This window comes from Rhodoligotrophos sp. CJ14 (assembly GCF_038811545.1).
In the GTDB taxonomy this organism is placed as follows: domain Bacteria; phylum Pseudomonadota; class Alphaproteobacteria; order Rhizobiales; family Im1; genus Rhodoligotrophos; species Rhodoligotrophos ferricapiens.
In genome coordinates this window covers 3,609,759-3,624,171 of the sequence record NZ_CP133319.1, presented here as the reverse complement: position 1 = coordinate 3,624,171, position 14,413 = coordinate 3,609,759, and the positions used below count along the sequence as shown (strand labels likewise).

Here is a 14,413-nt window from a genome sequence, read left to right as displayed (position 1 = left end):
GGGGGTTGATCCATCAGAAATCAGAATACAAGTCATCAGAAGAAACCGCATTCGGCATGCGGAACGACCATGGTATCAGATTGCACCCTTGTGGGAGGAGCCTAGCAAAGGCCACGATAATCGCTCACCGGGTCGTGAATTCCGGCTGCTGATCCCGATGTCGCCGTGGCATCGGCTCATAATGCCGCTCGTTCAGAATTTGCGGCCAGGGCATACAGAAGCGAGGGGACGGGGTGGAAAACGCAATTGAACATCAATGTGTGCGCGAGGAGCAGCGCAGATCGAAGCTGGTTCAGAGCCTCGAAAGAGTTGACCGGCTGATCGGCAAGGTCGAGGACGCCGCGATGGTGCTCTCGGCCCTCTCAATCGCCGTGATCACCATTATCGTCTGCGCGGAAGTCCTGCTTCGGTCGCTGTTCGGCGTCTCAACGCTGATTGCAACAGAATTTCCCGGCTATCTGCTGGTTGCAAATGTCTTTCTGGGGCTGGCCTGGACTTTCCGCAATGGCGGCTTCATCAGGGTAGATCTGCTTTACCTCAACTTCGGACCGCGGCTTACTGCCTTCGCAGACTTCGTGATGTCCGCCGTCGGTACCGCCGTCCTGATCATCTACACCTACTATCTCTACTGGTTCGTGCTTCAAAGCCACGCGACCCACGTGACGTCGATCTACGTGACCCGGACGCCCTTATGGATCCCGCAATTGGTGATGCCGGTGGGCTCTGCCCTTCTCACGATAGCGGTGCTGATGACCATGTTGCGTGCGGCGGTGCGGCTCGTCTCTGCCGATGCCCGCAGGGAGGACCAGCAGAAGAATTCGATGCCGGAGGTTGATAGCTGGCTATGACTTGGGTCGCGTTCTCCATCTTTAGCATCACGACTCTCGTTGTGCTGCTTGCGGCAGGCACCTGGATCGCGATTGCCCTGATCACCACCGGCATGTCAGGGCTCTATCTCGCCGGCGGCCTGCGCCCGCTCATGGCGCTTGGCAGTATCAGCTGGAACTCCATCAACAGCTTTACCCTCAGCCCTGTCCCCCTCTTCATCGTGATGGGGGCAATCATCCTGCGATGCGGCATCGCCGAGCGGTTCTATCAGGGCCTTGCCATATGGCTGCGTGCCCTGCCGGGCGGGCTTCTGCAATCCAATATCATTGCCTGCAGCGTCTTCGCGGCTGCCTGCGGCTCTAGCGTCGCGACCGCCGGGACGATCGGTACGGTGACGATCCCGCAACTGCAGCGGCGCGGTTACGATAATCCGATGGTCTTTGGATCGCTGGCGGCCGGCGGAACGCTCGGCATCCTCATCCCGCCGAGCATCGTGATGATCATCTACTGCTCGATCGTGGATGAGTCGGTGGCCAAGCTCTTCATCGCTGGCGTGGTTCCCGGCCTACTGCTCGCATTCCTGTTCATGGTCTATATCGGGGTACGCTGCATTCTGAACCCCAGCTTGGCGCCGGCCAATGCGGAGGATCAGGGCAAACGCACACTCCGGTCACTCTTCGACATCCTGCCGCTATTCTGCCTGATCAGCTTCGTGATGGGTTCGATCTATGCCGGCTGGGCGACCGCGACAGAAGCGGCGGCAATCGGCGTGTTCGTCAGCTTCGTGATCGCAGCGATGTATCGCGGCCTCACTTGGCCCAACATCAAGCTGGCCCATATCGAAGCGGTCCGCACCACGTGCATGGTGCTCTTCATCGTCATCGGCGCGCAGGTCTTCTCCTACGGGCTGGCCTATTCGGGAGTGAGCCGGGCTTTAACGGAATACGTGCTCTCGCTCGAGCTCTCCAGCTTCGTGCTCTTCCTGGCCATCACCCTTCTTTACCTCGTGCTTGGCTGCCTGATCGACGGGTCGTCCATGATGCTCCTGACGCTTCCCGTCCTTTATCCGATCATCACTGCAGCCGGCTTTGATCTCGTCTGGTTCGGCGTCGCCGTGGTTGTGCTGATCGAAATCGGGATGATCACACCGCCGATCGGGCTCAACCTGTTCGTTCTGCACGGCTTGAGCAATGGCAGGCCCTTTGCGGAGGTCGCCCGGGGATCACTGCCTTACGTCGTCATCATGCTGCTGTTCCTGCTGCTGCTTTGGTTCGTGCCAGAGATCGTCTTGTGGCTCCCCACGCAGATGGCCGCGAACGCCTGATGCTCTTCACGTTCACTCAAGGGAGGATGAGTTGATGAACGATCTCTATTTCAACAGAAGATCGGCGCTGAAAGGGCTGGGTGCGATTGCGCTGCTCGCGGCAGGTGCACGCCCAAGCTTCGCCAGCCCGCTGAAGTGGGATTTCATTATCATTTACGGGCCCGGTCATCCCTCGACCATCAACTACAAGGCCTTCGCGGATGATGTGCGCAAGCGTACCAATGGCGAGCTCGACATCACCGTGCGCACACCTGGCGAGCTCCCTTTCGGGGGCACGGAAGCCCTGACCGTCGTGGGACAGGGACAGGTGCAGATGTCGCTCGGCTATATGGGCTTCATCGCCGGAACGACGAAGATTGCCGCGCTGCCGGGATTGCCCTTCCTCATCCGCAATGCCGAGGAAGCGGACAAGTCAATGGAGGTGCTCCTGCCCTTCGTGGAGAAGGCCGTTCAGGCTTACGGGGCATCCATCCTGATGTGGAACGGCCAGCATTGGCCGCAGAACCTCTATGGGCGGGGCAAACCCATTGATCGGCTGGACCAGCTGAGCGGCCGGAACGCGCGCGGATCCACTCCCGAACAGGCTGACATCATCCGTCGCTATGGCGGCGCTCCCGTCACGCTGACGACCGCCGAAGTGCCAGAGGCGATGGAACGCGGCCTGGTGGACGCCCTGTTCACTGGTGCGGCCAATATCACGGGCTCGAAATGGACCGAGTTCCTCGAGTGGGGCTATCTCTGCAATCCGCATACCGGCATCGAGTACATGCTGATCAATCAGCAGGACTACGAAGGTTTGCCTCCTGAAATTCGTAAGGTGCTCGACGAGACGGTCGCGGACCATCGCCCAAAGATGGCTGCCTCGCTCAAGAAGGTGAATGACGAATCGCAAGCGATCTTGCGCGAGAAGCTCAAGATCACCGATGCGAGCGAAGAGGACATAAAGCGCTACGAATCCGATTGGGCCGGCTACTGGACCGAATGGGCGAGCGGCGCCGGCCCCGACGCGGAAGAGGCTCTGAAGAAGGTCCGCGAAGTGCTGGGCAAATAGTGCAGCTCTTCCTCCGGCTCGCGGGGAAGTTCCTGTGAACTCATGAAGAAACGTCGCCCTGGCGGCGGTTCCGATGCTCCAAGGCACAGCCGAGCCCTTGGCAGTCGGCGTGGATAACGCGTACCCACTGCCAAGACAACCGAAGCAGTTCCACCGCGATCATCGCCTCTTCCGATGAACACCATCAGAACTTTGCTGATAGGCGCGATGGGACGATGACTATAAAACAGATCAATTCGGACTCTCGGAGCAGCGGAGATTTATCTTCAATAGCGGCATGGCGCGGACATGAACCTAGATAAGGCAATCAATATCGACGACATGGCCGTCTTGGCGAGGAGATATTTGCCGAGGATTGCCTTTGATTTCATCGATGGCGGTGTCGATGGAGAGGTGGGGCTTGCACGCAACCGGCAGGCATTCGACCGCTACAAGCTGCTTCCGCGCTATTTGATCGATGTCGAGAAGCGCAGCCAAAAGGCGACGCTTTTCGGGCACGACTATGCGGGTCCGTTCGGTATCTGCCCGATGGGTATAGCCGGCTTCTTCCGGCCAGGGGCGGATCTGATGCTCGCCAGAGCGGCCGCCAAGTTCAATGTGCCCTATGTGATGTCGAGCGCGAGCTGCGACTCGATCGAAGCGGCCATGGCGCAGGCGCCGGAAACCACCTGGTTTCAGATCTATGGAACACGGGATCCACGCATCACGATGGATCTCATCCGGCGCGCCAAAGCGCTGAAGGTCCGGGTGCTGCTGCTCACCATCGATACGCCGGTCATGGCCAAGCGCGAACGCAACATGCGCAACGGCTTTCGCCGCCCTATGAAAATGACGCCGTCGGTCATCTTGCAAGGATTAAGCCGCCCCGCCTGGACCTTGCGCTATCTGATGAAGGGCGGAATCCCGATGATGGAGAATTGGCGGCCCTATGCTGCAGAGGGGGCGAGCGCCAATGACGTTGCGGATCTCTATGGCACGGAGACACCTGCGCCCGCACAGACCTGGGACGTCCTCAGGCTCGTGCGCAAGGCCTGGCCGGGACCGCTGGCGGTGAAGGGCGTGCTGCACCCGGATGATGCCCGGATGTGCATGGATATCGGTGCCGACGGCCTGGTGGTTTCCAATCACGGCGGGCGTCAACTCGACAGCGCTCCCACATCGATGGACATGCTGCCGATCATAGCGGATGCGGTCGGACACCGGATGGAACTGCTCATCGACGGTGGATTCCGGCGCGGCGCCGACGTGGCGAAAGCCCTTTGCCTCGGTGCGAAGGCCGCCCTTTTCGGCCGCCCGGCGATGTTCAGCGTCGCTGCAGCCGGAGAGGCTGGGGCCTGCAAGATGCTCGAGATCATCCGCCAGGAGATCAGCCTCGTGATGGGTCAGATGGGCTGGACCGACCTCAACTGCGCGGGACCGGACTCTATCGTGGATCTCGCCAATCTGCCGCCAGTCACCACGAGACCGGCCAGCCAAAATCGCGCGTCCGCCTGATCGCGCTTCGAATTGACGAGCGGAGTTCCCATGACCAACCGCATGCATCTGATTGGCTTCTACATGCACAGCCCGATCAACCACAGCGTGCTGAGCTGGGCTGATCCCGAGGATGATCGACTGGAAGGCCTCGGGTCATTCGAGCATTGGAAGCGGCTTGCGCGCACCCTGGAGCGCGGATGCTTCGATGCGGCATTCCTTGCTGACACCCCGGGCGGGTTCGACCGCTACAAGGAAAGCTTCGATGATTATGTGCGGTATGGCGTCTGCTGGCCCTGTCACGACCCGATGGCATTGGCCGGGGTGATGCTGGCGGAAACCGAACATCTGGGGTTTGCCGTCACGCTCTCGACCTCGGGAAGCCACCCCTATACCGCGGTGCGACGGCTCTCGACACTCGATTATCTGAGTGGCGGCCGGGTCGGCTGGAACATTGTATCGGGCCATCTTCGCGGCGAGCATCGGGCGCTGGGCCTTGCGCAGATGGAGCATGATCAGCGCTATGATCAGGCCGACGAGTTCATGGAAATCTGTTATGCGCTCTGGAACGGCATCAAGCCAGACGCCATCCGGGCTGACCGGGACCGGGGCATCTATGCCAATCCCGAACGCGTCGATGTCATCGATTTCAAGGGCACCTATTATTCCTGCAGGGCGGTGCCACCGGTGCTTCCTTCGGCCCAGGGCCGACCGGTCCTGTTCCAAGCAGGCTCGTCCGGACGGGGCCAGCAATTCGCCCTGAAGCATGCCGATGTCATCTTCGCCATCCAGCCTCGGGGGAGCGAGATGGCGCGCTTCGTGAAGAATTTGAACGAGGCTGCACAAGGCGCGGGGCTTGCGGATGCGCCGAAGGTGGTGTTCGGGATTCAGTGTGTGCTCGGCGGAACGGAAGAAGAAGCGAAACGCAAGCAGGCCGACATGAGCGAGCGCATCCCGCTGGATGCGGCGCTGAGCCGGATGTCGGGGACGCTCGGGATTGATTTCAGCAAGCTCGATCTCGACCGGCCTCTCGCCGCAAATGATACGCAGGCATCGCGCGGCATGCTCCAGGCGCTCGCCAATCTCACCGGTGACGGAAACGCGACCGCGCGCGATGTGGCTCGTGTGTTTGGCGCCTCGACGGGAATGCTGCAGCTCGTGGGCACACCGGAACAGGTCGCCGACCAGCTCGAGACCCTGTGGCGGGAAAGCGGCTGCCATGGGTTCAACGTCACTCCCACGACGAGCCTCAGAAGCGTCGAGGATTTCGTCGATCAGGTGGTTCCGCGGCTGCAGGCGAAAGGCATCTACCGCCGCGAATACGAGGGAAAGACGCTCAGAGATCACCTGGCTGACTGAGCAGACGCCAATCGCAGTCAATCAAGGATTTGCCGCAATGCCCGAACGCACGTTCCGAACGCCAGTTCTCGAGGCCCCGCCGGGTGCCTGCGACACGCATATGCATTTCTATAATGATGCCTATCCACCGTCGCCGAAGGCCTGGTTGTTTCCGCCGAACTTCACGATTGAGGATTATCGGAAGGTTCAACAGCGTCTGGGCCTGCAGCGCATGGTGGTGGTGCAGCCCGTCACCTATGGCTTCGATAACAGCTGTATCCTCGATGCTGTCGAACAGATCGGCGATGACGCAAGGGCAGTCGTCACGGTGCCGGTTTCGATCTCCGACAAAGAGCTCGAAGACCTCTGGCACCGCGGCGCCAGGGGGCTCCGTTTCCACCAGATGCGCGGCGGAATGATGGAGTGGTCGGAGCTGCCGGTTATGGCGGAACGGCTGAAGGATACGGGATGGCATGTCCAGGTTCAGCTCGATGGTCTTGAGCTCCCGCGATATGAGGCGCTGATAGCGCAGCTCCCGATCACCGTGGTCCTTGACCATATGGGGCGCTATTCACGAGTGATCCCGCCCGAGCATGAGGCGTTTCAGTCACTGCTGCGCTTGGCCCGGCAGGAGAATGTCTACGTCAAAATCTCCGGCGTCTATCACATCTCCAAAGCCGGCGGCCCTGATTATCGAGACGTCGCGCCCTTGGGCAAAGCGCTGCTCGAGGTCGGACATGACCGGCTTCTCTGGGCCTCGGATTGGCCACACCCCACCGAGACCGCAGAAACCATGCCGGATGATGCCGATCTTCTCGACCTGCTTCTCGCCTGGGTGCCGGACGAGGCCGCGAGGACAGCCATTCTCGTGGACAATCCCGCGCGGCTTTACGGGTTCTGAGCCGAGCAAGGCATCACGCAAACTGATGGAAGGGCCGAGCTTCCTACTGGATTTTTTCCCATATGACCGTATCACAGGGCTGACCGGTGTTCACGGAGGCCCAGGATGCTCAATCGCATGACACTCGACCAGCTCCAAATCCTGCTTGTCGTGGCCGAGCTCGGCAGCTTCTCGGCGGCGGCACGCAAGCTCAACCGGGTGCAATCTGCAGTGAGCCAGTCCATCCAGTCGCTGGAGGACGCACTCCAGCTGCAGCTGTTCGACCGCTCGCACAAACTGCCACAGCTGACCGATGCGGGGCGTGCCATCCTGGCTGACGCCAAGCGCATCATCAGCAGTGCTGATGCCTTGCGTGCGCGGGCGACCAGCATTGCCACCGTCGCGGAACCGGAGATCAGTCTGGCGATCGAACAGGTCTTTCCGAATGAGGTGCTGATCGAATCCCTCAACGAGTTTCGCATCCGCTATCCGCTCGTCTCGGTCACTCTCTTTGCGGAAGGTTTGGGCGCGCCCGAGCAGTCGCTGCTCGATGGCAATGCGCGGCTTGCCATCTATTCGCCCGCGCTCGACGGCATGCCAGGCATCCAGATGCAATTCATGGGCGATGTTCCGATCTCGGCCGTTGCATCAGTGGACCATCCGTTGGCGCGCATCCAGGGGTTTATCAGCCAGGCCGATCTGGACGAACATGTCCAGCTGACCTTGACGGATCGGACGAAGCGTTACCGGGGCGTTGTCATGGGGTCGCGCACCTGGAGCTTCGTTGACCAGATCAACCGGCTCGATTTCGTGCTCCGGGGGTTCGGCTGGTGCACCATGCCCACTCATCTTGCCTGGCCGCATATCGAGGCGGGCAGGGTCGCGGAGCTGCGGCTCGCGATTCATCAAGGCCGGCCGCTGATGTTCCCGCTCTATGCAGCCTATAAGGTGGATCAACCTCCTGGACTGGCGGCGCGATGGCTCCTCCAGGACCTCCAGGAGCGCTTCACCAAGTGGCTTGGTACCGATCCGCGCAGCCATGCTCCGTCGATCCAGATCAGGGTCACCAAGAATGCACCCGCGAGCCATTGAAGCGATGTCACGGCCAGTTTGAACAGGAGCGGCCTTTCCTAGCCTCAACTCATGAGGGGTTCGCTGGGGTCGCTTGTTTTGGAGACGCACTATGACGAAAGCTCCGGTCGAATGCGGCAATCCCCGCGATGAGGGTGCAGGGTTCCGTCGCAGCTTGGGAGAATTCGCCACGGGCGTCACGGTCATCACAACGACCGTCGATGGTGTTTCCTACGGTCTGACATCGAATTCGTTCGCTTCGGTCTCTCTCAATCCGCCGCTCGTTCTCTGGTCGATCAGGCGCGAAAGCCAGAGCTTTGCCGCCTTCGAATCGTGCAGCCACTTCGCTGTAAATGTTTTGGCACATGACCAGATCGCGGTTTCGCAACATTTCGCCCGGTCAGGGCCGGACAAATTCGCGGATCTGGCCGTTTCGGCGGGTGCGGGCGGCGCCCCCTTGCTGAATGATGTGGTGGCCTCGTTCGAATGCAGACGGGTGCAGACCTATGAGGGTGGAGACCATCTCATATTGCTTGGTGAGGTCGAGACCTTCCGCCGCTATGAACGTCCGCCGCTGATTTTCGCCAAGGGCCGGTATGCGGTTACGGCCGAGCATCCGGAGATTACGGCCCTGGCCACGGGCGGCGTGTCGCGCCGCGTGAATGCCGAAGGTGAGGTCCTGTCGAACCTCCTGATCCGTGCCTATAGCGAGATCGCGGCAGAGCTGGAGAAACGACGGATGGAATCCGGACTTGGGTTGAGCTTGATGCAGGCCCGTCTCTTGCGCGCGGTCTCCACCAGTCGCGACAGCACGCTCGAAGCGCTCCTGCCGGAGCTCTTCCTCGACTTCAATGCCAGTGCCAACGTCCTGGGCTCCCTGGTGGCGCTTGGGCTGATTACGGTGGACGATGAGAAGAGGGTCAGCCTCACGGCGGCAGGGGAAACGTGCGTCCAGAGAATCGTGCATCATGCGCGGGCGAATGAGGCAATGCTGCTCGAGGGCATCACCGAGGAGGAGCTGGCAACCGTCACCTCCGTACTCAGCCGTATCGTCGCGCGTCGCGATCATCGCACTCATGTGCGCAAAAGCGATACCGGCCAATGATCGGCCGGTTCCTGGATGCGCGGTCAGAGATTGCGATAGCCGCCGCGATAGGCGATCGTAACACCGGCAGCATCCGGGACACGCAGGCCGACCACTCTCCCCAAAATGACGACGGCGCCTTCATCTTCCAGGGTGGCCTGCAGCCGGCAATCGAAGGCCGCCGCAGCGGATGATAGGACCGGCGCGCCGGTGACCAAGTGATCCCAAGACTGGCCGCCGAACCTGTTCTCGCCGCCAACGCTGCCGCCGAAGGCGCGGGCAAGCTCCTCCATGTCGGGTGGCAACAGGCTTATCGCGAATGCCTTGCTCGTCAGGATGGCCGGCAGCGCGCCCGTCCGGTGTCCGGCCGAGACCAGAACCGTGGGCGGTTCCGCCGAAACATGCGCAAAGGATAGGCCGAGAAAACCGGCGGGACCGTCAGCCGCTTGCGTCGTGACAATCGTGGCACCCACCGGGCGAGCGCCCACGGCCTGCCAAAAGCGCCCCGACGTGATCTGCTCGCCAGTCCATTCCATTTCGGATGCTCCTTTACTCTGCTGGCAGGCGCAATACGGCGAGATGCATTACGATCAGGCCCCTGCCTTCTCTTGCCAGGTCGCATCTATGACCTCGACGCCGGCTGCGTCCAGGTTCTTCTGCATCTGCAGGATCTCGAAGAGAGATGCGCCCGACTTGAGTTGCTTGCGGATTCCCACTTCGCTTTCGGCGCGCTTGCGTGCAGTCTCGACCGTCTCAGCCGCGAGGCGGACTGGAATCGCAAGCACGCCGTCATCATCGGCCACGATGATATCACCGGGCTCAACCCTCACGCCGTCGCAGACGATTGGGATATTGACCGCGCCCGGGCCGCGCTTTTCCGGATGGGCGGGGGAGACGATGGTTGACCATACTTTACAGCCCATGTCGCGAAGGGCTCCCGTGTCGCGCGTCGGGCCATCGGCCACGATGCCGGCAATGCCTTTCTCGGCGGCGAATGTGCCGGCAACATCCCCCCAAAGGGCGCCTTGCGGGACCCCGCCATTGACGAGAACGAGGATGTCCCCGCGCTGAGCGATGTTCAGAGCGGCATGGATCATCAAATTGTCGCCGGGATAGTTATAGGACGTGATCGCCTGACCCACGGCACGTTGCCCCGGCGCGATAGGGCGCATGCGCGGGCTCATGAGGCGGAGCCTTCCCTCGATTGCACCAAGCGCTTCATGAAGATCGGCCACCGAATAGGCGGCGATTGCGTCGAGCAGCGACTGCGGGCAGCGTTCGATGCGCGTGTAGATTACTGATTTCACGAGCGTTTCCCCAGCATCCCAGAATGTAAACTGCAGCGAGGCGATCCCGCCGGACCGGGCTGATCGCAGGCAATCGCGGGCCGCGATGTGCACGCCACAGATGTTGGAAGGCTGCCATAAGGATAGCCTCAACTGAATAGAGGAATTTCTGATCGCTCGTATCTTCGGATGTGATGAAAGCCAGTGATGAGTCTATACGGCGCGGACTAACAGCGCCGACGATGGTCGTCGGATAGACTCGCCGGGCACAGGGCGGGCCGCCCTGTCCGGTGCCGGAGCAGGAAGCCCCCCTCTACAAGGGGATGAGGCCGGCAACCGCGTGATCGGATTCCCGCTCGCTCGATGCGAGCCCCGCCACCACGCCGGCGCGGTCGGCCGCGTTCCGATTCTGGCTCATCTTGCGTTTGCCCTCGAACCTGGCGATCGGCATGCGCAGGCCGACGATGCCGCGGAGTTGCGCTTGAATGAACTCCGGCGGTGCATCCGAAACCGACCAGGGCGAGGCGCGGCCGCCCTCATGGAGATCGGTGAGACGACGCACAACGTCCAGCAGCCTGTCCGGATCCTCGAAGAACTCAACCGGACCATAGGCGTGAACCGCCATGTAGTTCCAGGTCGGCACTACCTTCCCGGTCTCCCGCTTAGTCGGATACCACGCCGGCGTGACATAGGCATCCGGCCCCATGAAGATCGCCAACCCATGACCCAGGATCGGAAGACGCCACTGAGGATTGGCCTTGGCGAGGTGGCCATAGATCACGCCGTGCGTGCCTTCACTGTCGTCGAGATAGAGAGGCAGCGGCGTAGCAAACGGCCCGTCTGCCGTGGCAGTGACGAAATTCGCCAACCGCGCCGCACGGATTGTGGCGTGCAAGCTCTCCTTGTCATCGTCGCGAAAGGCGGGCGGTATGTACATGCTGGATCTCCTTGCGTCCCAAGGAGAGATATCGGCGATCTAGCTTGTGGAAAACAGCCAATTCAGAACAATTGCGAGAGCCCAATTGGGGAAGCACGGCGTGACATCGGCTACCGCGGCCCGACGGCTATATCGGGAACTTCTGGATGCGCTCAGCCCTGCTCCTCGTCTCCCGTGACCCACAGCCATCTTGTCGAGGCGCAGTCGCAGGTCCTGCGAGATGCGCTCGGATAGGCCCGGCCCCGCGGTAGCGAAGCTGGCACGTCACTCTCGCAAAAATACCCCTCACGGCTTGGCGGGAGGGGTCACGACCTTAATGGCTGCCCTTCTAGAGCACTCAACCCTGACCCGTGCGGTCTATCTGCTCGGGCAAACGCGATACGATGCCCGAAGGCGCTTCATCGCCGCCTCAATGTGCCCAATCCGAAGGATGGTCTAGCTGTGGGGGATTGTGTTCTGGCCCCGGGTGGATAGTCTCATCGCCAGGGGAGGCTAACTTGAACGCGTTTATCAGCTCGGAAAGGCCTTCTGGCGCCACGTGTATAACGTCAGGGATAGGGACAGCGTGGAGGTTATCAAAAAGGCTACCGGGTGAGTTGGATAAGAGTTCCGGCCCATGTGCCCCTAACCCGTCAAGTTTAGGAGGAAGCCAACTCATAATACATATCCATAAAATAGGACAGCTGCATAGAAGACAACCATCCCATATAAACCCTTAATCCACAGTAAATAATCAGATTTGGTAAAAATAAACACCGAGTATTATAAGCTCGATATAGAGTTTGCTCGCGCGACGCACGACTGTACGAGCGCCATTCCTGATTACTTGCGGATCGCGACATTCCGGACTCGCGGGTCCGAGCTTGGCTCGAGGATGGCCGGAATGATTACAAAGGTCCAATCTGACTCAATATGCTCGAAGACTAGACTATTTCGCGGGTTGGAGACTGCTCAGGTAATCAACGACAGGGCCAATATCTTGATTGGCAACCGGCGCTTTGCAAGCATCGATCATCTTGTGGACTACGACCTGCCAAGCATTTTTCGACAACCGCGGCTGCTTGAGCAACATGCCGGCAGAGTGGCAGGCTGAGCAATTGTTATTGATTCGTGGAAGTCGACGGCCAGCTTGCGCGCCTCACGGGTTCACAAATGTTCCCGCAGGCAAGATATACTTGCGGGGAGGCAGGTGGTAGCGGAGGAGCGTTTCGTACATCCTCCCCGCAAGTGGAACCGGCCTTTTTCTTGCACCTGGTAGCGTGAGTTACTCGAGCGGGCACGACACAGAATATGCTGGGTACCACTTGGACAGACGCCCCCTAGGCTCGAGGATCATAATTCAAAGCCAAACGCTAAATAATCATAATAGCACGCTAGCTTTTTATAATAGGATCTATACGGATCTCGAAATGATGACCCAGAATTTTCCAACAAAAATTTTCTGAGAGGCTCTCTCTCTACTTTCATAGGTGACTGGAAAGGTAGAATGAGCGTTACCCTTTCTGGATCAAGCCCTGACAGGATATCCGTGGTGGTTTTATCGCTCCAATTTGAGTTATATTGCGATCTGTAGCCTCTTACGCGATATCCCCTCTTCTTGATCTTTTCTATGACCCTGGCTGCATCCTTATACTCAGAGCAGACCAGCTTCTCGCTATCATCGACTCCGGCTGCACGAAGATATCTGAACACTGGGATGTATGTGGCATTCGAACGGGCAAATGAGGGGAACGCAACCCTTAGCAACTCGTCAGCGTCAAACGTGGATCTTTCCCGGGGCAAATCATCAAACAAATCGGCAATTGAAACCCCTCTGTAACCGCTTCGAGCCAAGTTGCTTTGACCTTCTGACGCGATCTCACTCTGTTGCTGGCGATGATTTTTCGCCAGCCCAATTCCCACAACAAATTCGACCTGCTCGCTTGCATCCAACTCGTCGATATCTACAACGGCGATCTTTTTCTCTGGCTCAGCGGATTTAACTAGTTCATACATCTGTTCCTTACAGTATCTCAGGATTCGCGCCGGTATTTTCCGCTTGCCAGCGTCAATTGCCGCATACACCTCACAGAAATCGTCCACTTCCAGCACGGTAGCAGTCACGCTTCGTCCGGCGTGGCTAAAGGTAATCTTCTGAATCGAACTTGATCGCCCGTGCGACCTCCTAACGAACACCAGGTTCTCGCAAAATTTTTCCAACTTATCGTTAGCCAAACACGAGGCAATTGAAAATATTATCCTCTGAATATGCGGATCCTGCACAGCGTATCCTATAAAAATAATTGGATGTTCAATAAATAACGTTATTAGCTTTGCTGCTAAATATGGGTTTTTCTCATGGAAGTCATGGTAATCTTCACTGGTTAAAATCAAAGATTTCGGCCTGCTTGCGCAACCATGGATTTTATAGATTTCTGCTATCGCTTGCGGGTTTGAAAATAATAACTCTTCCTGCCCTATGAAAACTCGGTAACCTGGAAATAATTCTTCGAGAAGCAGATCCCAATTGGTCGTTATTATTCCGTCCACGTTCAAATTCTTTAATGCAGATATCTCTCTTTGAATTTGCTCATCGGGCAAACCCTCTAAGGGAAGTTGAGATAAAAACTGAGCGATCTCATTCTTTAGCGCAGACTGGACGCTCGTCGACGTTTCTCTGAATTTCTCTCTGGATTCTTCGTATTTAGCTGAGTTCCACCAAAGGTCATGAAAGTCCCTGGCAATTAATGATGCTGTCATTGGCAGATCGCCATCGGTCGATGCAAAGTAGTAATCAAACTCGCGAATTTCTGCGCAGAACCGACGAAGCAGACCCTTCCAATCATCTGACCCAAGATATCTTCTCGAGAATCCCGAGCCCACGAATAAAAAGGGAGCGCCGCCGTTGGACTGCAAAATTCTTGATAACTCATTGGTGACGTCGCTCATCACGCGCTCCCTCTCTAAGGATCCAAAGGACTACGGTCGACACCATAGCAAGTCAATCGCAGCGCCGCGCGCTCGACGCCTCGCGGCTCGATAGAACGTCAGCTTCCCAAGCTGAATGTCGTCGGTTCTATCCCGATCGCCCGCTCCAAAAAATCGCCAGAAAACCAAGCCTTCTCCAGCCAATCGCCCAGGGCTGTCGGGTCAGCCTATCGG

General features: G+C 58.8%; 12 protein-coding genes. 8 read left to right on the top strand and 4 right to left on the bottom strand.

The genetic code is table 11. The features are described 5' to 3' along the window. Nucleotides 1–233: 233 nt before the first annotated feature. The 8 genes from RCF49_RS16985 (at nucleotide 234) to RCF49_RS16950 (ending at nucleotide 9,070) form a co-directional block, all read left to right on the top strand. A complete protein-coding gene (locus RCF49_RS16985; RefSeq protein WP_342640977.1) occupies nucleotides 234–848 on the top strand; it encodes a TRAP transporter small permease subunit in 615 nt (204 codons plus the stop codon). Beyond that, nucleotides 845–2,152 (top strand): TRAP transporter large permease, encoded by a 1,308-nt coding sequence (locus tag RCF49_RS16980; protein WP_342640976.1) that lies wholly within the window; start codon nucleotides 845–847, stop codon nucleotides 2,150–2,152. The genes RCF49_RS16985 and RCF49_RS16980 overlap by 4 nt, the downstream gene beginning before the upstream one ends. A 34-nt stretch (nucleotides 2,153–2,186) precedes the next feature. Then, on the top strand, nucleotides 2,187–3,203 hold the full coding sequence (locus tag RCF49_RS16975) for a TRAP transporter substrate-binding protein (protein WP_342640975.1): 1,017 nt from the start codon (nucleotides 2,187–2,189) through the stop codon (nucleotides 3,201–3,203). A gap of 288 nt (nucleotides 3,204–3,491) precedes the next feature. Beyond that, on the top strand, nucleotides 3,492–4,697 hold the full coding sequence (locus tag RCF49_RS16970; protein WP_342640974.1) for an alpha-hydroxy acid oxidase: 1,206 nt from the start codon (nucleotides 3,492–3,494) through the stop codon (nucleotides 4,695–4,697). A gap of 30 nt (nucleotides 4,698–4,727) precedes the next feature. Further along, nucleotides 4,728–6,035, top strand: a complete 1,308-nt coding sequence (locus RCF49_RS16965; protein WP_342640973.1) for an NtaA/DmoA family FMN-dependent monooxygenase — start codon at nucleotides 4,728–4,730, stop codon at nucleotides 6,033–6,035. A 37-nt stretch (nucleotides 6,036–6,072) separates the two neighbouring features. Then, on the top strand, nucleotides 6,073–6,915 hold the full coding sequence (locus tag RCF49_RS16960; protein ID WP_342640972.1) for an amidohydrolase family protein: 843 nt from the start codon (nucleotides 6,073–6,075) through the stop codon (nucleotides 6,913–6,915). Nucleotides 6,916–7,032: 117 nt separating this feature from the next. Then, nucleotides 7,033–7,986 (top strand): LysR family transcriptional regulator, encoded by a 954-nt coding sequence (locus tag RCF49_RS16955; RefSeq protein ID WP_342640971.1) that lies wholly within the window; start codon nucleotides 7,033–7,035, stop codon nucleotides 7,984–7,986. Nucleotides 7,987–8,077: 91 nt separating this feature from the next. Then, nucleotides 8,078–9,070, top strand: coding sequence for a flavin reductase (locus tag RCF49_RS16950; protein WP_342640970.1), 993 nt, complete (start codon nucleotides 8,078–8,080; stop codon nucleotides 9,068–9,070). 23 nt (nucleotides 9,071–9,093) lie between these two features. Here RCF49_RS16950 and RCF49_RS16945 read toward each other — a convergent pair whose 3' ends face one another. The 4 genes from RCF49_RS16945 to RCF49_RS16930 all read right to left on the bottom strand — a co-directional run bounded on the left by RCF49_RS16945 (nucleotide 9,094) and on the right by RCF49_RS16930 (nucleotide 14,200). Then, nucleotides 9,094–9,585, bottom strand: a complete 492-nt coding sequence (locus RCF49_RS16945; RefSeq protein WP_342640969.1) for a flavin reductase family protein — start codon at nucleotides 9,583–9,585, stop codon at nucleotides 9,094–9,096. A 54-nt stretch (nucleotides 9,586–9,639) separates the two neighbouring features. After that, the gene (locus RCF49_RS16940; RefSeq protein ID WP_342640968.1) at nucleotides 9,640–10,356 is read right to left on the bottom strand and encodes a 4-carboxy-4-hydroxy-2-oxoadipate aldolase/oxaloacetate decarboxylase; all 717 of its coding nucleotides are present in this window, start codon (nucleotides 10,354–10,356) and stop codon (nucleotides 9,640–9,642) included. 292 nt (nucleotides 10,357–10,648) lie between these two features. Continuing rightward, on the bottom strand, nucleotides 10,649–11,272 hold the full coding sequence (locus tag RCF49_RS16935) for an FMN-binding negative transcriptional regulator (RefSeq protein WP_342640967.1): 624 nt from the start codon (nucleotides 11,270–11,272) through the stop codon (nucleotides 10,649–10,651). 1,332 nt (nucleotides 11,273–12,604) lie between these two features. Then, nucleotides 12,605–14,200: an SIR2 family protein gene (locus RCF49_RS16930; RefSeq protein ID WP_342640966.1), complete on the bottom strand. Its 1,596-nt coding sequence runs from the start codon at nucleotides 14,198–14,200 to the stop codon at nucleotides 12,605–12,607. Between the last annotated feature and the right edge of the window lie 213 nt (nucleotides 14,201–14,413).

Coding starts and splice junctions, on each gene's coding strand:
- RCF49_RS16980 (WP_342640976.1), top strand. CDS start 845: ATGACTTGGGTCGCGTTCTCCATCTTTAGCATCACGACTCTCGTTGTG.
- RCF49_RS16975 (WP_342640975.1), top strand. CDS start 2,187: ATGAACGATCTCTATTTCAACAGAAGATCGGCGCTGAAAGGGCTGGGT.
- RCF49_RS16970 (WP_342640974.1), top strand. CDS start 3,492: ATGAACCTAGATAAGGCAATCAATATCGACGACATGGCCGTCTTGGCG.
- RCF49_RS16965 (WP_342640973.1), top strand. CDS start 4,728: ATGACCAACCGCATGCATCTGATTGGCTTCTACATGCACAGCCCGATC.
- RCF49_RS16960 (WP_342640972.1), top strand. CDS start 6,073: ATGCCCGAACGCACGTTCCGAACGCCAGTTCTCGAGGCCCCGCCGGGT.
- RCF49_RS16955 (WP_342640971.1), top strand. CDS start 7,033: ATGACACTCGACCAGCTCCAAATCCTGCTTGTCGTGGCCGAGCTCGGC.
- RCF49_RS16950 (WP_342640970.1), top strand. CDS start 8,078: ATGACGAAAGCTCCGGTCGAATGCGGCAATCCCCGCGATGAGGGTGCA.
- RCF49_RS16945 (WP_342640969.1), bottom strand. CDS start 9,585: ATGGAATGGACTGGCGAGCAGATCACGTCGGGGCGCTTTTGGCAGGCC.
- RCF49_RS16935 (WP_342640967.1), bottom strand. CDS start 11,272: ATGTACATACCGCCCGCCTTTCGCGACGATGACAAGGAGAGCTTGCAC.
- RCF49_RS16930 (WP_342640966.1), bottom strand. CDS start 14,200: ATGAGCGACGTCACCAATGAGTTATCAAGAATTTTGCAGTCCAACGGC.